The sequence below is a fragment of the Hirschia maritima DSM 19733 genome (assembly GCF_000378345.1).
GTDB classification, from domain to species: Bacteria; Pseudomonadota; Alphaproteobacteria; order Caulobacterales; family Hyphomonadaceae; genus Hirschia; species Hirschia maritima.
Window position 1 is genome coordinate 460,035 of the sequence record NZ_KB899544.1, and the last position, 24,294, is coordinate 484,328.

At 45.9% G+C, this 24,294-nt stretch carries 22 protein-coding genes; 5 read left to right on the forward strand and 17 right to left on the reverse strand.

The window, feature by feature from the left end; all coding sequences use genetic code 11:
• Positions 1 to 78: 78 nt before the first annotated feature.
• The 12 genes from F551_RS0102060 to F551_RS0102125 form a co-directional block, all read right to left on the reverse strand.
• The gene (locus F551_RS0102060; RefSeq protein WP_018995815.1) at positions 79 to 915 is read right to left on the reverse strand and encodes a nucleotide-binding protein; all 837 of its coding nucleotides are present in this window, start codon (positions 913 to 915) and stop codon (positions 79 to 81) included.
• Complete coding sequence (locus F551_RS0102065; protein WP_018995816.1) at positions 915 to 1,907, reverse strand: flagellar biosynthesis protein FlhF; 993 nt, start codon at positions 1,905 to 1,907, stop codon at positions 915 to 917. The genes F551_RS0102060 and F551_RS0102065 overlap by 1 nt, the downstream gene beginning before the upstream one ends.
• Before the next feature lie 64 nt (positions 1,908 to 1,971).
• Positions 1,972 to 4,092: a flagellar biosynthesis protein FlhA gene (gene flhA, locus F551_RS0102070; RefSeq protein WP_018995817.1), complete on the reverse strand. Its 2,121-nt coding sequence runs from the start codon at positions 4,090 to 4,092 to the stop codon at positions 1,972 to 1,974.
• A 6-nt stretch (positions 4,093 to 4,098) separates the two neighbouring features.
• A complete protein-coding gene (gene flbD, locus F551_RS0102075; protein ID WP_018995818.1) occupies positions 4,099 to 5,499 on the reverse strand; it encodes a sigma-54-dependent transcriptional regulator FlbD in 1,401 nt (466 codons plus the stop codon).
• 80 nt (positions 5,500 to 5,579) lie between these two features.
• Positions 5,580 to 5,927, reverse strand: a complete 348-nt coding sequence (fliN, locus tag F551_RS0102080; protein ID WP_018995819.1) for a flagellar motor switch protein FliN — start codon at positions 5,925 to 5,927, stop codon at positions 5,580 to 5,582.
• Positions 5,928 to 5,950: 23 nt separating this feature from the next.
• Positions 5,951 to 6,574 (reverse strand): FliH/SctL family protein, encoded by a 624-nt coding sequence (locus F551_RS0102085; protein WP_018995820.1) that lies wholly within the window; start codon positions 6,572 to 6,574, stop codon positions 5,951 to 5,953.
• On the reverse strand, positions 6,574 to 7,608 hold the full coding sequence (gene fliG / locus F551_RS0102090; protein ID WP_033404499.1) for a flagellar motor switch protein FliG: 1,035 nt from the start codon (positions 7,606 to 7,608) through the stop codon (positions 6,574 to 6,576). The genes F551_RS0102085 and fliG overlap by 1 nt, the downstream gene beginning before the upstream one ends.
• A 38-nt stretch (positions 7,609 to 7,646) precedes the next feature.
• A complete protein-coding gene (gene fliF / locus F551_RS0102095; RefSeq protein ID WP_018995822.1) occupies positions 7,647 to 9,368 on the reverse strand; it encodes a flagellar basal-body MS-ring/collar protein FliF in 1,722 nt (573 codons plus the stop codon).
• Between the two features lie 226 nt (positions 9,369 to 9,594).
• Complete coding sequence (sciP, locus tag F551_RS0102105; RefSeq protein ID WP_018995824.1) at positions 9,595 to 9,867, reverse strand: CtrA inhibitor SciP; 273 nt, start codon at positions 9,865 to 9,867, stop codon at positions 9,595 to 9,597.
• Positions 9,868 to 10,068: 201 nt separating this feature from the next.
• Positions 10,069 to 11,421 carry a flagellar hook protein FlgE gene (locus F551_RS0102115; protein ID WP_018995826.1) on the reverse strand — a complete coding sequence of 451 codons (1,353 nt, stop codon included), beginning with the start codon at positions 11,419 to 11,421 and terminating at the stop codon, positions 10,069 to 10,071.
• Between the two features lie 129 nt (positions 11,422 to 11,550).
• Positions 11,551 to 12,219: a flagellar hook assembly protein FlgD gene (locus F551_RS0102120; RefSeq protein ID WP_018995827.1), complete on the reverse strand. Its 669-nt coding sequence runs from the start codon at positions 12,217 to 12,219 to the stop codon at positions 11,551 to 11,553.
• Between the two features lie 18 nt (positions 12,220 to 12,237).
• On the reverse strand, positions 12,238 to 13,671 hold the full coding sequence (locus tag F551_RS0102125) for a flagellar hook-length control protein FliK (protein WP_018995828.1): 1,434 nt from the start codon (positions 13,669 to 13,671) through the stop codon (positions 12,238 to 12,240).
• A gap of 490 nt (positions 13,672 to 14,161) precedes the next feature.
• Between F551_RS0102125 and flgK the strand changes: the two genes are divergently transcribed.
• On the forward strand, positions 14,162 to 16,288 hold the full coding sequence (gene flgK, locus F551_RS0102130; protein WP_018995829.1) for a flagellar hook-associated protein FlgK: 2,127 nt from the start codon (positions 14,162 to 14,164) through the stop codon (positions 16,286 to 16,288).
• A gap of 19 nt (positions 16,289 to 16,307) precedes the next feature.
• Positions 16,308 to 17,213: a flagellin gene (locus F551_RS0102135; protein WP_018995830.1), complete on the forward strand. Its 906-nt coding sequence runs from the start codon at positions 16,308 to 16,310 to the stop codon at positions 17,211 to 17,213.
• Positions 17,214 to 17,216: 3 nt separating this feature from the next.
• On the opposite strand, the gene F551_RS0102140 is transcribed toward F551_RS0102135, so the two are convergent.
• Positions 17,217 to 17,768 carry a hypothetical protein gene (locus tag F551_RS0102140; RefSeq protein WP_018995831.1) on the reverse strand — a complete coding sequence of 184 codons (552 nt, stop codon included), beginning with the start codon at positions 17,766 to 17,768 and terminating at the stop codon, positions 17,217 to 17,219.
• Positions 17,769 to 17,848: 80 nt separating this feature from the next.
• Positions 17,849 to 18,649: a DUF2189 domain-containing protein gene (locus tag F551_RS0102145; protein ID WP_018995832.1), complete on the reverse strand. Its 801-nt coding sequence runs from the start codon at positions 18,647 to 18,649 to the stop codon at positions 17,849 to 17,851.
• A 221-nt stretch (positions 18,650 to 18,870) separates the two neighbouring features.
• Between F551_RS0102145 and mnmA the strand changes: the two genes are divergently transcribed.
• On the forward strand, positions 18,871 to 20,043 hold the full coding sequence (gene mnmA, locus F551_RS0102150) for a tRNA 2-thiouridine(34) synthase MnmA (RefSeq protein ID WP_033404500.1): 1,173 nt from the start codon (positions 18,871 to 18,873) through the stop codon (positions 20,041 to 20,043).
• Here mnmA and F551_RS0102155 read toward each other — a convergent pair.
• Together F551_RS0102155 and F551_RS0102160 are read right to left on the reverse strand one after the other, a co-directional pair.
• Positions 20,040 to 20,480, reverse strand: a complete 441-nt coding sequence (locus F551_RS0102155; RefSeq protein ID WP_018995834.1) for a hypothetical protein — start codon at positions 20,478 to 20,480, stop codon at positions 20,040 to 20,042. The genes mnmA and F551_RS0102155 overlap by 4 nt on opposite strands.
• A gap of 76 nt (positions 20,481 to 20,556) precedes the next feature.
• Entirely contained in the window at positions 20,557 to 21,180 is a 624-nt protein-coding gene (locus F551_RS0102160) for a YitT family protein (protein ID WP_018995835.1), read from the reverse strand.
• Positions 21,181 to 21,388: 208 nt separating this feature from the next.
• Here F551_RS0102160 and F551_RS0102165 point away from each other — a divergent pair, with 208 nt between their 5' ends.
• Entirely contained in the window at positions 21,389 to 22,564 is a 1,176-nt protein-coding gene (locus F551_RS0102165) for a thiolase family protein (RefSeq protein WP_018995836.1), read from the forward strand.
• Between the two features lie 78 nt (positions 22,565 to 22,642).
• On the opposite strand, the gene F551_RS0102170 is transcribed toward F551_RS0102165, so the two are convergent.
• Positions 22,643 to 23,155 (reverse strand): Lrp/AsnC family transcriptional regulator, encoded by a 513-nt coding sequence (locus tag F551_RS0102170; protein ID WP_018995837.1) that lies wholly within the window; start codon positions 23,153 to 23,155, stop codon positions 22,643 to 22,645.
• A gap of 326 nt (positions 23,156 to 23,481) precedes the next feature.
• On the opposite strand from F551_RS0102170, the gene F551_RS0102175 reads away from it, so the two are divergent.
• Complete coding sequence (locus F551_RS0102175; RefSeq protein WP_018995838.1) at positions 23,482 to 24,156, forward strand: DUF2959 domain-containing protein; 675 nt, start codon at positions 23,482 to 23,484, stop codon at positions 24,154 to 24,156.
• The last annotated feature ends 138 nt before the right edge of the window (positions 24,157 to 24,294 follow it).

A 24,294-nucleotide genomic window follows, 5' to 3' on the forward strand; every position in this document is an offset into this window, starting at 1 on the left:
TCATGGGCTTGGCTTACAACGACACAAAAAAAGCCGCCCAATTGATGAGCGGCTTTTCTCTATAGAATGTATCTTTTATTAGCTTGCTTCGGCAATTGAATCGACACCGCCACGTAAAATGGCTTCAGCGATTTGTTCCGCATCAACAGCAGCTTGCGCTTCTGGGTAGATTGAAGGCAGTGTTTTCTGGGTGCGTATTGCTTCACGAACTTTAGAATCTCGTAGTACAATTCCAGCAAGAGGAGGGCGGAACCCTAAGAATGTCTGGCTTGCTCTTGCGAGCGCTTCATATGTACGACGACCTGCGACGCGTGTATCTGCCATATTCACTGCGATCCAAGGTGCTACGCTTGGCGCGTATCCGCGAAGAACTTTGATAAAGGCATATGCATCAGTCATTGAAGTAGGTTCATCATTTGCCACAACCAAAGCTCGATCAGCAGCTCTTGCCAAACGCATAACGTTTGCATCAATACCAGCAGCTAGGTCGACTAAAACCATATCATACTGCATGGCCAAAGTTGTTAGACCCGCAGCAAGACGTGAAGCGTCTTCTTTGGGTAATTCTGCGAGAGCACCTGATCCGGAGCGTCCTGGTAGAACGTCAAATCCACCTTGAGCGCTAGCGCCGCCATTTACAGGGGTGACAGCGTCATCCAGTTCAACCCATCCAGCCATAACTGCGGCGAGGTCAGTATCTGGTGCGATACCCAATTGAACATCTACGTTCGCACATCCAAGATCACCATCAATGAGAAGAGTTCTTTTCCCAGCTTTAGCGAATGAAGCGGCGAGTGTTGTGGAGAGCCAAGTTTTACCGACTCCACCTTTGCCTGATGCAACAGCCAGAATCTGAGCCGGCGTGATACGCGGCCCTGAGGACATCTGTCCTGAATTTTTGCCAGAGAACGACATTATGCTGCTCCTCTATATGACATGTTAGATCCTGATCCATTGTCTGGGGCGGTTTCTAGTAACAGTCTTGCAATACGCAATGGCGTCGCTGGAATTAGCCCATTAGATATAGAATGCGTCAAACTTAGTTGAGCGATGCTTAACCGCGACGAAGAAATTGCAGCAAAAGCACCACCTCTACGTCTTACTACATCCAATTTAGTTAAAATTGCCCTTCTAACACCAACACTTGAGAAAGCTCGTGCGTTATCCTCAAGGTCTTCGGGATGTCCTTCTGCTGACATTACCAGCACTGGTTCAACGTCAATATTGTAAAGAAGGTTACGAAGGCGGGCCATGTCTTTTGCATTTGTTGGGTTAAATGCAGGGCCATCCACAACCAGTTTACGTTCAGAAGGCGTTCTTGCAGCTAGGAATTTTTGAAGCGCTTCAGGTGACTTAAATAGCCCGACATCAGGTCTTCCGACATAAGCTGATAATCTCGCGTGACCACCAGAAGTGTCAAAGTCTGCAGAAGCAGCTCTTAGTCCTAGAGGTGATTTACGTGTCACTGCAGCTAATTTGGCGGCAGTAGATGTTTTTCCTGACCCTGGAGGCCCTACGAGTAAGATAGACTTGCGAGTATCCGAATGGATTGGTGAAAAGGATAACACGCCTTCAAGGCCGGCTGCCATTGCTGGGCCAGCGTCTGCAGTATTGCCCATCAATTTTAGGCCTGCGCTTGTGACTATGTCGGCAAATCCGCTTGGGGCACCATGCCAGTTCATGACATCACGAATTCGATCGCGAGTTGTGTTGTCAAAGGTGGGACGTGATTCAGAGAAAATTGGAGTTGCAAATCTAGCATTCGGTGCGCGTTCTACGGCAGCTCGAACTTCGACACAACCAGGTTCATTGCGAGTGGAAAGGACCACCGCGTCGGAACCTAGTTCTGCTCGCATTTGTTCCATGGCTTCTTCCATGGTTGCAGCGGAGAATAGTTTCATTCTCATGGTAGGTGCCTCCTAAATGGCGATTTTGATGTAATATACTGTGTGGTCATTGAATTATTCTTTTCTATATTGCTCCGGCACCGCGCAGGCGGGCTTTCGGGTGGATCTCGTTTTGACTCATGACCACTGTCTGCGCGCGGAAACGTTCAACAAGTGATCGGACATATGGACGTATTGGGGCTGATGTCAGGAGAACAGGAGTGTCTCCAGTTTGAGCGGCGGCTTCAAAGACGCGTTTCATTTCATTCACAAACTCATGAAGCTTGGACGGTTCTAGCGCCAATTGACGTGCGCCCGGTTCACCAATCAGAGCCTCTGCAAATGATTGTTCCCAATTTGGAGAAAGTGTTACGACTGATAGCTGGCCATCATGTGCTAAATTCGCATTGCACAGCTGGCGAGCTAAACGAGTGCGTACATGTTCTGTAATTTGCATCAGGTCTGTTGAAGCACCTGAAGCTTCTGCAATTGCTTCCAATATTGTTGCAAAGTCACGAATAGAGATTTTTTCACGCAACAAGTTTTGAAGGACACGCTGAATACCGGACATTGTAATCTGGTTTGGCACTATATCATCGAGAAGAGCTTTTTGAGCGGCTGGCAATTCGTCAGTGAGTTCTTTCAAAGCAGTGAATGACAGAAGATCTGACATGTTCTCTTTGACAAGTTCAGTGAAGTGGGTGGTCAAAACAGTTGCAGCATCCACAACAGTATAACCGCTCATCGCAGCTTCTTCTTTATAGGATTTATCAATCCAAACAGCTGGAAGGCCGAACACAGGTTCACTGACCCGTTCACCGGCTATAGGAGCTGCTGCGCCAGATGCATCCATTGCAAGATCCATCAATGGACGAAGCATTCCAGCACCAGATTCAACTTCTTTGATCATGATGCGGTAATTTTCAGAACCCAGTTCCAAATTATCAACGATACGTACTTGAGGTGCAATGAAGCCAAATTCTGTAGCGACTTGACGGCGCACAGCTTTGATTTGGTCTGTTAACTTGCGACCTTCAGCTTCATTTATGAGCGACAACAATCCAAAACCAAGCTCAACCTTAAGCTCATCAACAGCAATGCTGTCAGTGATCGGTGCTTCCTCGGCAGGTTTATCTGGATCAGAGATAATCTCGTTATCTTTCATCTCTGCAGCGCGAGCTGCTTCTTCCCTGCGCTGGTTTGCTCTAAAGGCTCCATAACCCGCACCACCTGCCAAAAGCAGGAATGGAATAATAGGCATACCCGGGAGCAGGCCGGTAAATGCAGCTACACCAGACACCATTGCCAAGCCTTGTGGGGAAGCCATTAATTGTTGGCCCAGCGCTTTATCGGTCGAACCGTCAACACCTGCTTTGGATACCAGCATACCAGCTGCAATTGAGATAATCAGGGCAGGGATTTGTGATACAAGTCCATCACCAATTGTCAGCATTGTGTATGTTTGTGCAGCTTGTTCGAAGGGCAAACCCTTTTGAGCGACACCAATTAAAATACCACCGATAATGTTGATGACAGTAATCAGGATACCAGCCATCGCGTCACCGCGTACGAATTTCGACGCACCATCCATGGCACCGAAGAAATTACTTTCACCTTCAAGCTCTTTACGACGTGTGCGAGCTTCATCTTCATTGATAATACCGGCGGAGAGATCTGCATCGATCGCCATTTGCTTACCGGGCATAGCATCAAGTGTGAAACGCGCAGCAACTTCAGCAATACGGCCAGAACCCTTGGTAATAACCATGAAGTTTACGATGACGAGAATGACAAAGACGATAACACCAATGACATAGTTTCCGCCCATAACGAATGAGCCAAATGTCTTGATGATGTTTCCAGCAGCCTCCGGTCCTTGATCTCCATTGGAAAGGATCAAACGTGTAGATGCCATGTTGAGAGCTAGCCGCAACATGGTCGTCAAAAGAAGGACAGAAGGAAAGGATGAGAATTCCAGCGGCTTTTGAATGAGTAGAGCTGTCATCAAAACTAACACAGAGAATGTGATAGAAATTGCCAGCATGAAATCCAGAAGAAAAGACGGTAGCGGAATAATCAACATGATGATCAGTGTCATCACGCCCATTCCTAAGGCAACTTCTCCTTTGGCAGCACCTTTGGCAAGAGAGTTAAGGTTCAACCCTCCAATTTGTATGCCGCCTGAGTTGTTGGTTGCTTCAGCCATTTATAACTAACCTGCCGCCCGTGTTTCACCAGGTGCAGCAACATCAACGCCCGCATCAGTGTATGTGCGGAGTTTGTTGCGCAAGGTACGGATTGAAATGCCAAGAATGTTGGCGGCATGGGTTCTATTGCCCAAGCAATGATCCAATGTGGATAGAATTAATTCCTGTTCGACTTCAGCAACTGTGCGGCCAACCTGAACGCTTGCTAGACCAGCTGTAATAGCTGTGTGTGCGGTTTCAGTAGCGCGTTGAACTGTTAGATCAATGTGGCTTTCATTTGGATCATATGATTGGCCAGATAAGGGAGCTCCATCAGGCGTACGAATGGCATCAACTTCTATGACTGGGCCGCGAGAAAGAATAACAGCGCGGTGCATAGCGTTTTCAAGTTCACGCACGTTTCCAGGCCAGCGAGAAGCCTCAATTTGTGTGCGAGCTTCATCAGATAATGCCTTGTTGGGAAGGCCGTTTGCAGAACTGTATTTATCGATGAAGAACTCAGACAGCTTAACCAGATCAGTGCGACGCTCACGAAGCGCTGGAATACGCAAGTTCATTACGTTTAAGCGATAGAGTAGGTCTTCTCTGAAGTCGCCTTTTTGAACAGCTTCAGCAAGGTCTCGGTTGGAAGTTGCAAGGATACGAATATCAACTTTGACAGGCTTGTTGCCTCCAACGCGGTCGATTTCACGTTCTTGAATAGCCCGAAGCAACTTAGCTTGCAGGCGTGCATCCATCTCTGAGATTTCATCGAGAAGAAGAGTTCCGCCATCAGCTTCTTCAAATTTACCGATGCGGCGCGTCATGGCACCTGTGAAAGCACCTTTTTCGTGACCAAATAGCTCGGACTCAAGTAGGTTTTCTGGAATGGCGGCACAATTTACTGAGATGAATGGTTTGCTGGCACGGCGAGATTTTTTGTGCAGGAAGCGCGCCATGACTTCCTTACCAACACCGCTTTCTCCAGTGATCAAGACAGATGCATCAGATGGTGCAATTTGTTCTGCAAGATCCACAACTTGAACCATGGCAGGGTCAGTTGCGATCATGGTGCGGTCATCGTCAGACACGGCTGAAAGTACTGCGGCGATCAGTTCTGCATCAGGCGGTAATGGGATGAATTCCCGAGCACCCGCTCGAATTGCATCTGCAGCCGCTGCTGCTTCGGCTTCAACACCACAAGCAACAATTGGCGCAACTATGTGTTCCGTTTCCAATGCACCATGCAGCCAAGCAATGTCAGCGGAGACATCCATCATGACAAGGTCAGCGCCATTTCCGGCGCGCAGTGAATCTAACGCAATAGCGGGAGAGGCGGCGTGGGATACTTGTGCACCACGTTCAAAGGCAATTTTAGTTGCCGTAGAAAGTTGACCACCCAAATCTCCAATAATCAAAACGCGCATATTTGTATTCACTTTCAATTTGTTTTGCTTGTGCAAATATTCTTTTTAAGTGCCGATAAGATCAGCGGGTGGGGTGGTGCTTATGCACCTTCATTCTTAATGATCTCGGTCATGGTTACGCCGAGGCGATCATCTACAACAACGATTTCGCCACGTGCGACGAGTCGAGAATTTACATAAATATCAATAGCTTCACCAACGCGGCGATCCAATTCAAGCACTGATCCTTCACCTAAGTGCATAAGGTCAGATACTTCCATTGTCGTACGTCCAATAACGGCTTGCACCGAGACAGGAACATCAAACATTGGTGCCAGATCAGCCGCGAATTTTTCGCGACGCTCTGCTTCCTGTTCAGCAGTAATCGGGTTTGCGAGAACTTTGCCTGTGGCTTCAAGTTCTGGAAGGTTTAGATCGTCAGTCGACATATAATGCTCCTAAAACTCTACAATTAAGCCGTGCCAAACAAATCGAGCTGATCTTCAATTGGATCAGCCTTACGATTGTTCAGGCAGTCTTCGACAGTTTGTTTGATGACGTCGCGATTAAATTCAGCGGCACCGCCTTGAAATTCTATACGCCAATCACCTGGCTGAGCGGCTGGGTCGGCCACAAAGTGTAGGCGTTCTGCAATGGCCGGCATGTTCTCCAAACGCATTTTGATTTGTAATTCTGCTTCTGGAGAAACGGTGACAATGAGGCGAGGTTCAGAGCGCAATTGTTTGCAGGCTTCTGCCACTGCTTCTTCGGCTGCAGCATGTCCGTTTTCATCGAGCGCTTTTCCGGCAATCACTTCAGATGCTGTCATAGCGAGATCGATTGCTTCATTGCGAAGAGTTGTCGCTATGTTGGCCACAACTTGCTCAGACGGTGTAAGGTTTGCTGCGATGGTTTCCAAAGCAGTTGCAATGCGAGCCTCAACACTTCCCATAACAGCTGTCTGCGTGGCTTCACGTGCTTGCAAGACTTCTTGCTCAACGTCTTCAACACGTTTGAAGGCAGGCTTCTTGCCTGTAAGAACTTCACCTGAAGGTGTGAATTCTGTAAAAAATTCAAATGGTTTTGCTTCAGCCATTAGTACACCAACTCATCTTCAGCGCCGCCATCGGCCAGCATGATTTCACCGCGTTCAGCTAACTCTTTGGCTTGATAGACCATGTCTTGTTGGGCTGAATCCACATCTTTAAGCTTCACAGGGCCCATTGAATTCATGTCTTCTTTCAGGATTTTAGCCGCGCGTTCGGACATGTTGGATGTGAACAAGTCCTGCATCTCTTCATTTGCTCCTTTAAGAGCAAGTGTAAGCTTGTCTTTTGGAACTGCTTTGAGAAGGGTTTGAATGCCGCCTGGATCTAGTTTTGAAAGATCATCAAAGACGAACATGAGTGAGCGGATTTTCTCTGCAGAATCTTTGTTTTTCTCCTCCAGTGAAGTCATGAAACGCCCTTCAGTGTGGCGATCAAAAGCATTGAAGATGTCAGCCATTTGTTCATGGCTATCCCGTTTGGAAGTACGGGCGAGGTTGGTCATAAACTCGGTACGTAAAGTTACTTCGATCTTTTCAATAATATCACGCGCTACAGGCTCCATGCGGAGCATGCGCTGCATACATTCGATAGCAAAATCAGGTGGCAGGCAGGCTAAAACAGCGGCAGCGTGGTCTGACTTAATTTTAGAAAGTACAACAGCCACAGTCTGTGGATATTCGTTTTTGAGATAGTTAGCTAGAACTGTTTCAGATACATTTCCAAGCTTATCCCACATGGTACGACCCGCAGGGCCGCGAATTTCTTCCATGAGAGAGTCAACTTTGTCTTCCGGCAAGAATTGAGCCAATAAACGTTGAGTTTGCTCGAAGTTACCAGTGATTGAACCTGATGTTGATAGTTTCCCTACGAATTCGATGATCAAGTCTTCAACCAATGAAGATTGTACGGCGCCAAGTGTAGACATTGCGGCTGACACATCGCGAAGTTCTTCATCATCTAGCGCTTGCCAGATAGGCGCAGTTTCTTCGCCCAGTGCGAGAAGTAGGATGGCTGCTTTTTCAGCACCTGTGAGATTTTCACCATCAGCGGCGGCCTGTTGAATGGCCTCCCGCTTGGACATGGTTTTTAACGCTTCTTCTGCTTCAGCTGCTAAATTGCTCATGCCGCGTCACTCCCACGTTCTAGGTCTTCGCTTAGCCAAGCTCTAATGATTTGAAGAGATTCATCCGGGTGGCTCTCAACAACTTCAGCAATTTTCTTCACAGAAGATTCGTTTACTTTCCCTGCGATCTTAGTGATGTCCAAATTCACATCATCACCAGATCCACCCGCCGCCATAGCACCGGCTTCACCGCCAGTGCCTGGAAGGACTAGGTTTTCATTTACGTTTACTGCGCCGGCAGATGCGACACCACCGCTTGATCCGGGAAGCGCAGCCTCGCCGATATAGAACGAATCCGTGCCAGCGGCAGCAGGGCTCATGAGGCCTTTAACCAGCGGGCGAAGAACGAATAGGATCAGAAGAAGTCCACCAACGAAAAGAGCCGCTAATTCTGAAATTCTCATTATGTCGTTCTTGGTCAGACCAAGCATTCCCGGTTCTTCTATTGCAAGGTCAACAGAAGATTCTGGTCGCATGAAAGACACATTTACCACTTCGACTATATCGCCGCGAGCTTCATCATATCCAACTGCTGAACGAACAAGGCTGGCAATTTTAGCCAATTCTTCTTCGGAACGAGGAGTGAAACTGGCTTCTGCATCTTCAGTTGCTGGCGTTCGTGCGTCGTCGATGGCTACTGCGACAGAAATTTTATTCACTCGGCCACCTTCAGTTATTTCAGTGGTCGTGGTTTTCGAGATTTCGTAATTTGTAGTTTCTTGAAGGCTGTTAGTTTCCGATTGCGATGTAGGATCGCCCGGCCCCTCAGCTTGCTGACCTTCGGGGACATTATTTCCAGCGGTTACTGCGCCGGCTGGATCAGTTGATGATTCACGTGAAGAATCTTCTGTTGTTGTTGATGAACGTACGACACGGCCTTCCGGGTCAAAAACTTCTGAGCTTTGTGTAATGCGGTTAAAGTCAATATCTGCAGCAACTTGAACACGGGCAGCACCGGGCCCAGTAACACTTTCTACAACGGATAATACTTTGGAACGAATTTGTTGTTCAATTGCCGTTTGGCGTTCATCGGCTGAACCACCAGCGAATCCATTTTCGCTGTTTTCTGCACCTGCTGCAAGTAGGCGGCCTTTATCATCAAGAAGCGTAATTCGGTTAACTTCAAGGTTTGGAACTGAACCAGCAACAAGGTTTCTAATAGCGCGAACTTGACTGGGAGACATGCCTCGACCCGCAACAGACATAACAACTGAAGCGGAAGGAGTTTGAGCATCTCGTTGGAATAACTGTCTTTCTGGAAGCACTAGATGCACTCTAGCACCTCTAATATTGTCGAGAGATGTAATTGTACGCGCCAATTCACCTTCTAATGCACGAACTCTATTGATGTTTTGAACAAAACTAGTGGTTCCAAGAGCTTCAGTTTTGTCGAAAATTTCATACCCCATAGCGCCGCGCGTCGGCAGGCCTTCTTCGGACAGCATCATGCGTGCGTCGAGTACTTGGGCGCGATCTACAAATATGGATGCACCGTCGCCTCGAATAGTATAGCTGATATTGGCTTGATCTAATCGACCCGAGATTTCCGCAGATTCAGTTAAATCTAAGCCTGAATAGAGTAGGGCTTGGTCGGTTCCACCACGCAATGTGATGAATCCTAGGCCAGCACCAACCAGTGCTGTTACCAAAAGCGCAGCTATGATGCGCATTTGACCACCTTTTGTGATCTTTTGAACAATGGAAACAGTTTCAGCCATCTTAAACCCGGAAATTATTGCAGCCCCAAAAAAGAGCGTTAGGCAATAATTTCCCAGCAGTCCGTAAACGTCTCCTTAACAAGGAGGAAAACTATGACATTTTGTTGTTTAGTTTTTGTAGATTTTTCACCTGCAGATAGCATTATGCCTCGACTTCAATGAAACCGAGGCATAAATGACAGGTGCTACTTTTTCTAAATTGCCTTAAGTGGCAATTTGTAGGGAGTTATGCACGGTAGTTTTGAAGGCGTGTCGTACGTAAGCCTTTAACGCCGAAGCGGTCGTAAAGAGCTTCCCATCCTTCATATTCTTCAGATGAGATACCGTAGCGTTCACAAGCTTCGTCACGTGTTAAAAGTTCACCACGTACCGCGGCAACAACTTCTGCTTTGCGACGAGTTACCCAACGTTTAATGTCTGGTGACGGAAGGTCCGCCAATGTCAGAGTTTTTCCGTCGGGTCCGACAACTGCCGCGCTTTTTGCGTTCTGGGTCAGCATAGAATTCCCTTTCTTTGGTCTGGTCTATGCTGAAGACAATACTACAAGTGTTTTAAGTTCACGCTGAAGTGAAAGCGATGGTTTTGTTGAAAATTTGAAGAATAAAAAAAGGCTCCATAGACACTTTGTTTGTCTTTGGAGCCTGTTTTGTTTTAATCTGAAACATATCATGCGTTTTAAGCATGAAAAGTTTCTAATTACTTACCTTTTAATACGAATTAGTTCGTCTAGCATCTCATCAGCTGTCGTAATAATTTTAGAAGACGCTGAATAAGCTCTCTGCGTAACGATTAGGTTTGAAAACTCTTCCGCTAGGTCCACAGTTGATGTTTCCAATGCACTAGAAACGACAGTTCCAGCTTCTGCAGCTTTGGGCGCTCTTAAATTCATGTCGCCAGTTTCAGGCCCTGCACGGAAACTACTACCTGCTTGTGCAATGAGACCACCTTCATTGTCAAAAGTAGCGACAGGGACTTGGTAAATCTTGCGGCTAAGACCATTTGTGTATTGTGCGATCACGAAACCGTCTTCATCAACGTCTACTGCCGCTAATGAACCAAAAGGCACACCATCAACACTTGAAGTATCTAGAATGGAGTCAGATGCATATTGAGTAAGGCCGTTTGTTGATGTGCCATCACCAAGGTTTAATTGGATAGATTGTGCATCTATTCCAAGACCAGTCGCCCAACGAATTCCGGCTGCGTCTGCTGATGCTCCAATGGCTAATGCGCCTTGTGGATCGAATGTGGAGTTTGCAGGGTCTATCAATCCTGAAGCTGTAAATGTCACAGTACCTGAAGATAATAGTCCGTCAGTCGCACCTTCAATGTCTGTAGAGGGGGATACATAAGCCTCTACCTGCCACTCGTTTGGGTTGACAGTTTTAACAAAAGAGAAGTTTACAGTGTGGCGGCCACCTTGTGAGTCATATACTTCAAGCGGTGTTGTGAAGTCCGGTGTGACAGTTCCCGCAGCCATGTCTCCAACGACGTATCCAGGCGCTGTTACTGTTTGATCAGAATTCAGGTTGGCAGTGATAGCTAAGTTCGTAGATGCTTCCGCAACGCCGCCAAATCCGGTTACGCGGATTGGCTCAAGTGCTGTAAGGTCTGTTGGGCTTGCCGATACCGTACCGTTTGTTCCGACAGGCCAACCATACAAATATTGCCCTCCAGTATTTTGAAGGTAACCACCTGAATCAGGATTGAACTGACCGGCTCTTGTAAAATTGAAGTTGTCGCTCGATGTGGCATCTGCTGCACGTTCGCGAGTAACGAAATAACCTTCTCCAGAAATAGCCATGTGAGTGGATACAGAGGAGGCTTGCAAAGTACCTTGCTCGGTCATGAGGGCAGTGGAAGCGGATCTCACAGCGCCTGCATTATATGTCGTCTGGTGAGATTGATTGTTCAGCATTGCTGAAAAATCATTCCTAAGGCGCTTGTAACCAACAGTGTTCACATTTGCGATATTGTCTGAAACTGCTGCCATAGCAGATGCATTTGCGCGTAAACCTGCTGTTCCTGCAAGAAGTGCTGAACCTATACTCATGGCGGTATTCCTCTAAAAACTTACCCACTCTTATACCCATACCTTCTCACGAGGATGGGGTCGTAAAAGAGCGCTTTTGCGCCATGTATCAACAGATCGCTTTTGCAATCCGGATTGGTCTATATGTGATTAGCTCTGCGTTACGCGCAAAATATCACTGTAACTAAATATCCCAGCACTTGTCGTAATTGCTGGACTATCATGTGAAAGATCAACACCAGTAACGCGTGTTAAAAGGCGTGTAGTTGTTGATATAGATTCTTCATCAGCATTGGTTGCTGTGACGCTTGTATAGTAAACTTGATCTTGCGCAGCCTTTGTGCCGTCATTCAATGTGCCGTCCCAGACAAACTCATGTGTACCTGCATCAGTTTCTGCTGGTTGAGAGTATACAATCTGACCTTTTGCGTCTTTGACTGTGATAGTGGCACTCGATGCTTCTGAACTGATTGAATACCGCCAGTTTACGTCTTCTCCATGGAAGCCGCCGCCTTGGCTGTTAATCTCAACCTGCTGGCCTAGATAATTTGCCATCGCCGCGCCAGTTGCAGAATTGTTTGATGCCAACAAATTTTCCAATGCGGAATTTGTTTCAATCTGCTGTTCTACACCTGAGAATTGAACGAGTTGATTTGTGAATTCCGTTGCGTCTGTGGGCTCCAATGGATCCTGATTTTGAAGCTGTGCAGTAAGCAATGTAAGGAACGTATCAAAATCACTCGCAAGCGAAGTTCTGGAGTTTGCAGCATTACTTGCTGCTCCTGCGCTTTGGTTCACAAATGAGATAAGATCAGACACGATATAAATTCCCTACCATCAGGCCATTAGATCAACACGAGTACGTGACCAAGCGGTTAATTCCGGTGTAATTTGTCGCGAATTTTCAGATAATTTTTCATTCTCTGCAGAATTGGCTTCTGAATCATCATTTGAGTTAGAAGAAAACTCGCTTGAGTCCTTCTCATCAAAAGAAAAAGCACCACCTTCATCGGAAGCTAATTCTAGTTTAAGGCCATCTTCAGATAATTCTACGCCTGCATCAGATAGTGCCTGTTCGAGTGCTTTTGATCCACGAGACAATTCTGAAAGAGCCTCTGCAGATTTTGCAGCAAGAACAACAGTGGCGCGTTTATCTCTTGTGATTTCAATTTTGACATTTATCTGGCCAAGTTCCGCTGGGTCCAATCTGATTTGGAATTGATGACCACGTCCATCCATACGTTGGATAAGGCCGGACCAAGCTTGTTGAGTTACAGGTGAAGCGTTACGAAGGCTTGGCGGTAAATCAGCGGTCTTAGCCGATTGCGAAGTGTTTGACTGTGTTGATTGACTAAGATTGTCTTTTGTTTGTGTTTCAATGCTTTCCATCGCATCTGCGTCTGGTAGGGCAGTCATCACACTTTGGAAATTGGAATTAGAAGCAGCTTGCGTTGGAACAGGTGTCCCGTTGCCCGTCATATTGTTTGGCGTTGTAGCAATGGTAGTATTGTTAGTGGAAATAGAAGACGGGGTTGTGCTGGTGGTTGAAGCTGAGTTTGTTGAACCCGATTTAACTTCCCCAGTTGTCGCGGATGCTTTTGCATTTTGTAAAAATTGAGCTGATGCCCCTTGCGGAGCTGCAGCGATGGATTGCGCAGTTTGTTGTGCGCCAGCTTGTTGTCCAAGAGTTAGGGCCGATTGTACATTCTGTTGCTGTGTCGGATTAGAGGGCTGTGCGCCATTTCCCGATTGGTTGGAATTTTGTGCAGCTTGAGCAACCGCTTTTAATTCGGCCTGTGAGAGAGGCGAATTACCACTCTTTATAGTGGTTGATGAATTTTGCGATTGTGCTGCTGTATTAGTGTCTGTGGTTTTGACGTTTGCGTTTCCGTTTAAATTGTTTTCGCCGGTCAAATTTTGAGACGTTAAATTGGTGCTGTTCACATTGCTTTCGACACCATTGGGTGAAGCTTGTGATGCTGTAGAATTGGCGGAAACCATGTTTAGCGTAACGAGAGAGGTGGGCTGAGCAGTTGATTGGCGTGTTTGTATCGCCGTTTTTTCAGCTTCCGAAGGGGTTTCAACCAGTTGAAGTTGATTTGGTGCAGAACTGTTTGCGTATTGATCATGTTGACCAACCGAAGATGCATCTAGCGTGTCTTCATCCTCTAAAAAAGCATGAAATTCATTTGCATCAATATTGTCAGATTTTGGCTTCTGCGCAGGATCACTTTTCTGCGCTAGAGCAAATACACCATCAATCAACGTCACGACCCACTTATAGTTATTTATGGCGCTTTGGCACCCTCATTAACCATGAAATGCAAATGACGGGCCAAGTAATAATTTCGTATGAAACTTCCCTAAAACTGTGGAATTTACGTTAACCTTTGGGAGATCCAGCACCGCGAAGCTGCAGAATTTGCTGAGTTGTTTTGAGAGTTCGGCAGTTTCTGCCTGCCAATGGAAATTGATGTTTGATTTAGGTGATTTTGTTTTGATTTCTTACAAATTTCGATAAAATTTAAAAACTGGCCCGAAGTTTGCGAAGTATAAATTGCGCTGGAGATTATTTCTTGGTGCAACCCTCTTGCTAAAAGCGAGAGAAGCATAAATTGCTAGCAATATTAAATACTTGTGGATGGTTCACTAAGTTTTATTTCCCAACAAGATTTTGGGTTTGAGGTTACAACTAGGCAAAATCAGCCGGGTAATCTTGGCCTAGAGGGCAGTTTACTGCCTATCTGGTAGGAGATGTGACATGAGTATTGGTAGCATGATGTCGACAAGCCTTTCGGCTTTGCAAGCAAATCAGCGTGCGCTAAATACCGTCTCCACAAACGTCGCGAATGTAAATACAGAAGGTTACACGCGACTGGACACCAATTTTAACTCTCGCAGCACTACTCACGCTTCATTTGGAATTGAAGTTGAGGTGGCTCGCGCGGCTGATAAGTTTCTTGCGGCCTCAGAAATGCGTACGTCTGCCACGGTAGGAAGTGCCGAAGTCGTATCTGGATTCATGGATCGCGTGCAAGGATTGTTTGGTGATCCTTCCCAATCAGGAACTGTGTTTGCCAGCATTGATAAAGTATTTGCTTCGGCTGGTAGTTTAGCTTTGGATCCTTCCTCATCTTTGCGTCAGGGGAGTGTTATTTCTGACCTGCAAAACATGTTGGGACAGATAAATCAGACTGCTCACGAAATTACTGCTCTGCAAGATGAAGCCAATGGTCAATTGCGATCTGTAATTGGTGAAGCAAACACGCTGATGGAAACTATCGCTGATCTGAATGCATCTATTCAGCAATCGAAAATAGCTGGTGTTGACGCCACTCAAGCTGAAAATGAGCAGAGCAAACTCATAGATCGATTATCTCAGATTGTGGATATTCGAACTCAAGAGCGCTCACTGGGCGGGGTGGATGTCAGAACAACTAATGGATATTTGTTGGTGTCTCACGAAGCGGCCAATTTCTCTATGGGAGAAACTTCTGGCTTGCAGGGATATCCAAGCGTTGAAGTTAGCCATTCAATAAGCAGCACGAAATTGCCTTTGGATAAATATATTCAAAGCGGTGAAATAATGGGCCTTATCCAAGCGCGGGATGTTGAAATTCCTGAGCTTGGGACTGCTTTTGGTGAATATGCTGCTGGCGTGATCGATGCTCTAAATGCAGAACACAATAATGCAAGCGCAGTGCCTGCTCCGGGTGTTTTAACAGGTGAAAATAACGGACTAATTTCCAGCGACATTCACGGGTTTTCTGGTGTTGCACACATGGCCGTTACAAATTCGAGCGGACAAGTTGTTCGAAATCTCGAAATCGATTTTGATGCCGGAAATATTACTGATCATTTGGGAGCGACGACAGCCATAGGCACCACGGTTGGAAATTTGGTCACAGCTTTGAACACTGCTCTAGGGGCGGATGGTGGCGCGACATTTACAAATGGTGTGCTGGAAATCTCTGCTGCAAATGCAGCGGGCGGAGATGGAATTGCTGTTCGGCAGGATGAAGACACACCTTCTGACTGGGCGGGACGTGGATTGTCCCACATGTTTGGTTTAAACAACATTGTTGAAAAACCAACGCCGACTAATTTTGCAACTGGGTTGGATGGCGCATCTCCCCACGGATTCACAACCGGCCAGACAATGACGCTTGATATTAAATCAAGTAATGGAACAATTCTTAATACTGTGACAGTCGCGCCAACCACTGGCGGAACTGTCAATGATCTAGTTACTCAAATGAATACCAGTCTTTCAGGGTATGGAACTATTTCATATGACAATCAGACTGGGCGAATGTCATTTCAGGGAACGGGTAGTTCGCGCGCCGATTTCGTTGATATGGTGACAGATACAACTTCGAGAACCGGATCTAATCTATCTGTTACGCAAATGTTTGGATTGAGCCAGGTTGGCTCCTCAGACAGAGCGAAAGATGTAGTCGTTCGTGAAGACATTTTGAACAATTACTCTTTGTTGGCGACTGCAAAACCTGAGTTGGATGGCGCAGCAGTTGGAGCTAGCGTTTTGGAAGTTGGTGATGGCCGGGGGATCACCGCGCTTTCGCTTGCTGGAGACACAATCCGTGAATATGGCGCGGTCGGTGGAATGAATGCGCAAAGCACCTCTGTGAATGATTTTGCTGCACGACTTGCTGGGGTTGCAGGTGCAAGATCCACCGCGAGTCAGCAAGCATTGTCATCAGCGGAATCTGTTAAAAATGAAGTCTCTTTGCGCCGTGAAAGCGTTGAAGGAGTGAATGTCGACGAAGAATTAGTAAAGATGACGCAATATCAGCAAGCTTATAATTCGGCATCACGTATGATGCAGGCAGCAAGTGAAATGTTCGATACACTTTTGAATATGGTATAAGGCGAAGGGATAGACTGATATGACACGTATTTCGACGGCTATGATTTCGCAAAATGCACTACGTGATTTGCAACAAACTCAAAAAACTTTGTTTGATGTGTCAAACCAAACTGCATCCCAAACGAAGGCTTCAGATTTAAAAGGTTATGGGGCCCAAACTCATACGCTAGTTTCTAGCAACCGTATGCAAGCCAATATTCAATCTCGGATCGATAATGCTGCAGAATTAGAAACGCGTCTGTCGATGCAGGATGCAGTGTTGGACCATTCGCGAGAAGTTTTGGAAGAGCTTCGGGCGGTCGTGTTGCAAGACATAAGCTTGAACGGTCCGTCTTCTATTGATGCGAAAGTGGAAGAGGCATTTCAAGTTCTAAAAGATTCCTTCAATTTGCAAATTGCAGGGCGTCACGTATTTGGCGGTACTCGCACAGATACACCACCTGTCGTGGCGACTGATGTTGCGAACTTGGTGGCAAATCCCATCGCAAATGCGTTTGAGCAGGGGGCCAGCGAGCAAAAAGTAAATGTGGATGGATTTCAAGAAATATCCATGGGGCCAGTTGCTTCAGTGGCCGCATTGGATGCGTTTAATTTATTGCGAGATATTGCAGCGGGAGGTCCATACGGAAATCCAGTAAGTGCGGCGCAAAAAACAGCACTTCAAACCCAATTGGGGACTATGGATACTGTAGTCGATGGATTAGTGCAGCTGCAGGCACAAAATGGTCGTACACAGCAACGTGTTGAAAATGCAATTGAACGCCAAACAGCTCAGGTAAACACGATTGCAAAATCTATTGGAGAGATCACACACGTAGATTTGGCGGAAGTTGCTTCTCGGTTGAACAATGCGCAAACGTCCTATCAAGCTTCTGCATCGGTGTTTAATACCATTCGAGGACTGTCTCTAGTGGACGTATTATAGCGGTTAATCTCTATAATGAGCGTGTTTATTCTGTGAAAATAACTGCGCTTTATCGACTGCAAGTTCAAGAAAACGGGATGAGCCTGACATCATAGGATGGAAGGTGAATACATCTCCATCATTGAGGTGTATGCGCCAGGCATTCATGATAGAATCCCAATCTATGAAATCTATTTGTTTCCAAGTGTAAAATTCTCCATCGCTATTCCATCTTTGCAAACGGAAACCTTCTTCAAACCATTCTATCTTTCGCATAACCGCATCATACAGGCAGACTGCGCTGGTAATGGCGATTGCTAGAAACGTCAGTGCAAAACCATGTTGTGCTATTGGAGAAAGAAGATGAGAAAACAAATAGGGTAAAACGGCGAGAACAGAAAAGAAAACAAACCCAATCCCAAAAACAGCGTTTACAACAAAGTTTGTTCTTACCCGAGATATAGCTGGATTATCTACAAGCCTCACCAAGAGGTGTGCGATTGGTAGTCCGATAAGCCCAAGACCAGCACCTAAGAGTGCGCCCTTCAGGCCGTAGGAAAGATAAAATTCCAACATTGCAATGTCTCACTTTGGTATCTCGACAATTGAGATAAGTGATTCATTGCAAGAAGTTTGCTAGCCGCATGAAAGGCCATTTATTGATTGGGAATTAGATCTTTATAAGCTCTCCAGCTAGCTAGTCCGATCAATGGAAATACAATAATCAAACCGAAAAATGCTGTCGAAATTCCGATAGCTATCAGCGCGATGATTAGAAACGCCCATATCATCATTGGGATGAAGTTTTTAGCTACGGATCTTACGCTAGTAATAGTGGCGACGAAAACATCTGTTTTGCGGTCCAGCAGCATGGGGGCTGAAATCACAACAAGCGCAAATGCTATGAAGGCTATAATACCGCCTATTATTGTGCCTGTGATCGCCATTTGTTGGCCTTCACTTGTCGTTAGCATGAAATTTAAAAACTGCATTACATCATCATGTTTTCGATAAGTGGAAAGCGCGTAAACAAGTTGTGCCATGCGGCCCCAGAAAAAATAGATCAGCAGCAAAGCAAGGCCCAGATACAGCAAGTCTTGTCTAAAAGCGCCTTTGACAAAGATCATTTGGGATAGGCTGGGTTTATTTCCGGTATCGATTTGTCGTCCTGCTTCGTAAAGGCCCATGGCAAGCATGGGAGCCACCAAAAAGAAGCCACCAATCAACACCATTATCCAATCAGAATGACCGGAAAATACCAATGCATAGCATAACGCTGCGCTTATTCCTGCCATGATAAACCCATATACCAAACAGGGTAATGATGCTTTGGTGAAGTCAGACCAAGCGCCAGCCAACCATTTAAAAGGTGCATTCGCATTGATGATGGCCACTTCAGGCAAATTCAGAGACGTGGTTGTTTCACTAGGCGATGTTGAATTGTCTTGTGTCTCCACCGTTAATTCTCCCGAATAATCTTATTTTTATTATGGTTTTGTTGTCGACACTAGCAGCAAGATTTTCAGTTTCAAGGAAAAGCTATGCCTTTACTTCAAAATGAAGTATGAAACGGGCTGCTTAACTGACTGCTCTGGCCCTTGAAGCCAGTGGAGAGGATAATAAAATGACTGAAGCATTAGGCGCTCCCAAAGCGCTCAATAGCGATGTGCTGGATTCTATGACAGATATCTTAGCCGGCGCTGATCTTGATCTTGGATTTGATAAACCACGCAGTGAAACACGCGTTGTCGCTGCCATGTCTGGCGGAGTAGACTCAACCGTTGTGGCTGCTTTGTTGCACCATGCCGGCTATGATGTGGTTGGCGTGACCCTGCAGTTATATGATCACGGTGCTGCCTTAAAAAAGCAGGGGGCTTGTTGTGCTGGACAAGACATTCACGATGCACGACGCGCCTGTGATGCATTGGGAATTCCGCATTATGTGCTGGATTATGAGAGCCGTTTCAAAGAACAAGTTATGGAAGATTTTGCAGATACATATCTAGCGGGATCTACGCCTATTCCATGTGTACGTTGCAACCAAACTGTGAAATTTAGAGATTTGCTGGAAACCTCAAAAGATCTTGGTGCCGATTGTATGGCAACGGGCCATTATATCCGGCGTGTAATGGGGGGTGATGGGCCAGAGTTGGCGCGCGCTGAAGACGCTGATAAGGATCAATCATATTTCTTGTTTGCCACAACACATGAGCAATTGGATTATTTGCGTTTTCCACTAGGTGGCATGAATAAAGATGCTACTCGCAAAGTGGCGTCTGCGCTTGGGCTTGAAGTGGCGTCAAAGCCAGATAGTCAGGATATTTGCTTTGTGCCGGATGGAAAATACACGGCTATCGTAGAAAAATTGCGTCCCGGATCGGGCCGGAAGGGCGAGATTGTTCATATGGATGGCCGCGTGTTGGGGCAACATGAAGGTGTGATTAAATACACGGTTGGTCAACGTCGTGGTCTAGGGGTCGCAACGGGCGAGCCAATTTATGTGGTCAAAATTGATGCAGCTAATCGGCAGGTCATTGTTGGTCCGCGTGAGGCCTTAGAAACACGTGCTCTAAGCATGGGCGAAAGTAATTGGCTCGGCACGCAAACATTACAAGAAGCGTGTGAAGCAAAAACACCAGCCTTGGCGCGTGTGCGATCTACGCGTCCGCCAAAGTCTGGTTATATGACACTCGTCAATGGTCAGCCGGGATTTTGGTTTGACGATGCTGAAGAGGGCGTAGCCCCAGGGCAAGCCTGTGTTCTGTATTCCACAGGTGATGCCTCGCGCGTCCTCGGCGGCGGCTTTATCACAGGAACCGTCTCAGCATATGAGGCGGATCGAGAAGCTTAGTCTTCGCTAGGTTTTGCTTTTTCTAGAAGGCGGCGGGTGATTGTTTTCGTCGTCTTTTGGGCGACTGCTTGTGATGGCAGGATGACTTGGATGTAGCCCGCTGGCGCAGCTTTATCATCATAGATTTGATCGGTTTCGATGATGATGTCGTATTGGCCTTGCAAGATGACACAAGCATTCTTGGCCAAAGAAGAGGATGCGCCTTTGCCATCGACATGGACGGTTATTGTCTCTGGTTCACCGCGATCATAGCAAACCTCAGCAAAATAAGGGCGCGGTTTGAAATGCTTGTTTGGTTTATCAGGTGTGCCAGCCGCATTTACCACGCTGGTTTCAATAGCGCCTGCCGAACTCCACTTGCTACGGATAGTCGTGTCGCCAAAAGCAGGAGCAGTTAGCGAGACGCTGGCGAGTATAAAAGCAAACAAAACGCGCATAAGAAATTCCTAGCTTGATCAATTGGCTGTTTTTCTAGGCGGTGTGTTAAGCGGAATTATGGCAAAGTACCAGAAATTATTCGCTGAATCCTGCATATCTTCCAGGTTTGTGATTGATTGCAATGATGACATTGAGAACAAATGCACCAAGGATTGAAACGAGTACTTGTTTCCATGGCAAAACAAAGAAGCCAGAGCAAAGAATAATAGTATCAAAACCGAGCATGAAATAGCCGGCTCGCATGATTTTCTTGTCTTGCAGAAATTGCGCAAGAATACTTGAACCACCAACACCTGCCCTATGTCTAAACAGGAATATCATCCCTGCACCGATGACAGTTCCTCCAACGACAGAAGAGAATATTGGATCAACTGAAGAAATATCGATCCAAAGAGAAAAGACTTTGGAAAATAGAGATATCAAAGCGACAGCCATGAATGTTTTGACTGTGAAGAGCCAGCCCATTCTCATTAATGACAAAGCGTAGAACGGAATATTCACGCAAAAGAAAATCAATCCGAAATTCCATCCAGTCGCGTATTCAATCAAAAGAGAGAGACCAGCCAGACCTCCCGTATAGATTTGCGCTTCAAGGTAGAGCACCACTCCGAGGCTAACCATTGCTGTGCCTGCGAGCAAAGCGTGGAAATCTTCGAAGATTGTATGGCGAAGTGGTAGCTCTTTTGATTTTGGATGCATTTTGCTCTTTGTTTCAGAATTAAGGTTGGAAGGATTTTAGAATATTCCAAAATTCGACTTTAGAACCAAAAAAGTATATAAATTCGAATAAAATTTCTGTCGATTTGTGTTGCTAATCACTTAGTCTAGTTGACTTTAAACTCCAATAGGCGTTTGTTGCAACGCAGCAATGAAAATATAGGACAGTAAAGAACTGTGGAGGGACATTATGAGTGATTCAGTAGTGATTGTGGGCATGGCTCGCACGCCAATGGGCGGACTTCTAGGTGATTTGTCTGCGGTGTCAGCGAATGAGCTGGGTGCCGTAGCGATCAAAGGTGCCTTGGAAGATGCTGGTGTAAAAGGTGAAGACGTCCAAGAAGTTATTATGGGTAATTGTCTACCTGGTGGGCAAGGGCAGGCTCCGGCGCGTCAATCTGTGATCAAGGCTGATATGCCTCAAGATGTTGAAGCAACAACTATCAACAAAATGTGTGGGTCTGGGATGCAAGCCGCTGTGATGGGACGCAATGCATTGTTGGCGGGTGAAGCTGACGTTGTTGTTGTGGGTGGTATGGAAAGCATGACAAATGCGCCGCACATGATTTCCATGCGGAGTGGGCATAAATATGGTCACGGTACAACTATCGATCACATGGCAAAAGATGGTCTTGAGGACGCTTATGAGGGCGGTCCAATGGGAAATTTTGCAGACATGATCGCGGGGGAGTACCAATTCACACGTGAGCAACAGGACGCATATGCTTTGGAGACATTGGCACGTGCACAGGCAGCTTCTACTGAAGGACGTTTCAAGCGTGAGATTGCGCCCGTTACGATCAAAACGCGTAAAGGTGAAGTGACTGTTGATGAGGATCAACTGCCTCGTGAAGCGCGTCCAGATAAAATTCCGAGCCTGCGTCCTGCTTTCAATAAAGATGGTACTGTGACTGCTGCGAACGCTTCTGCGATTTCAGATGGTGCCGCAGCATTGGTGATGATGAAAGAATCAGAAGCTGAAAAGCGTGGCTTGAAACCGCTCGCTCGCATTGTTGGGGCAGGTGCTCATGCTCAAGAACCAAAGTACTTCACGACTGCTCCGGTTCCTGCGATGAAGAAAGCACTGGATAAAGCCGGCTGGAATGTTGATGATGTTGATCTTTGGGAGATTAACGAGGCTTTTGCTGTCGTGCCAATGATTGCGATGAAGGAACTTGGCATTTCACATGACAAAGTGAATGTGAATGGTGGTGCATGTGCACTGGGTCACCCGATTGGAGCTTCAGGTGCGCGTGTTGTGGTGACACTTTTGAATGCAATGGAACAAAAAGGTGTGTCCAAAGGTGTTGCTTCACTATGTATCGGTGGTGGTGAGGGAATCGCCTTGGCAGTTGAGCGCGTATAATTCAGATATAGAAGAACAACAAAAAAGCCCGCACTGCTATTATTGAGTGCGGGCTTTTTATTTAAGAATGTTTTCTTGCTATTCAGAAACGTCAGTTTTGTTGTCTGATATGAATGGAGAGATTAGACCAAGTGGTGCTGAAGTTGTTCTTTTAGCGACATTTACAACAATTCTTGACTGAATATCAGAGACCAAACCAAGTCCTAAAAGTTTGTCACGTAAGAAATTATCATAGGCGTGAATGTCTGTTGTAATGATGCGGATGAAGTAATCTACAGCTCCGGTAATTGTTATACATTCAACGACTTCCGGCCAATCTGACACTGCTCGTTCAAAAGCCTCCAGATTCTCCCTGGACGGAAGGGAGAGTTTTACATTTGCTATAACCTCAAATCCCAATCCAAGTTTTGCGTGATTAAGCAGAGTAACGCGGCGTTCAATGAGCCCTTGCTCTTCCATGCGCTTGATACGGCGCCAGCATGGAGAAGAGGAGAGGCCAACTGCATCTGCAATATCGGCAACAGACATACCTGCATCACGTTGGATCAGGTCTAGGATTTTTGCATCAATGGAATCAAGGTCAAGCGACATGAGTATTCTAACAATCCCTATTATTCTGGTTTTTATTACCCCACCTTCTAGTTAAAACAGGGGGGTATGTCAAACAAAATTGCTTAAAATAGAATTTTCAAGAAAAACAAGTGTAGAGAAATACACGATAAGCCTGTCTGCACAGGTGTCGTGTGTTGATAAATTAATATTGAAATGATGGAAAAGTAAATTGTCATTTCGGTAGGAGTATAAATTAGAAAGGAGAGATGGCTGTAATTTTCTGAAAAATGAATTGGCTTTTTGACGAACATCTATATCTCTTAGAAGAGATTATTTGTTAACCATAAAAAGCTGAGGAAAAAGCCATGAAAAGCAATTCAGCAATCCGAGCGGGATTATTGTCTGTAACAATTCTTGCAACAAGCGTAATCGGTGGTTGTGCGTCAGCCTATTATGATACCATTGAAACGCTGACAGGAATGGAAAAACGCGACTTATTGGTAGAGCGCGTTGTGAAAGCGGCAGCGTCACAAGAAGAAGCTAAAGAAGAGTTTGTTTCTGCTTTGGATGCATTCCGTGCAGTTGTTGACATTGACGGCGGTGAACTTGAAGCAACTTATGATCGTTTGAATGCGTCATATGAAAGTGCAGAAAAAGAAGCGGATCGCGTTAGAACACGAGTAAAAGATGTTCAGATCGTTGCACGTGATTTGTTTAAAGAATGGCGTAAAGAGTTAGATCAATATTCTTCCGCTTCTTTGCGTGCAACCAGTGAACGCCAATTACGCGAAACTGAGCAACGCTATGAAGAGTTAGAGCGTCGCATGCAAAAAGCATCTTCTTCTATGGATCCTGTGTTGGCGGTGTTTAAAGACCGTGTTTTATATTTAAAACACAATCTAAACTCTCGTGCGATCGCTGCCTTGGAAGGTGAAGCAGAACAAATTGAGACAGATGTGTCCGCATTGATTGCTGACATGGAGCGCTCAATTGCTGAAGCTGATGCTTTCATAAAAGACATGCGCGGTGAGACAGCCTAATTCTATTAAAAATAGAGATTTGTCTTTGTTAAAAGCGGTAAGTTTGACTGAGTTAACGATAAAAATAAAAAAGGCTGATTTTCCTTTAAATCATGTCTTGTCTAGTTAGCTTAGTCAGACTATAAGCGCCGTTTCCGC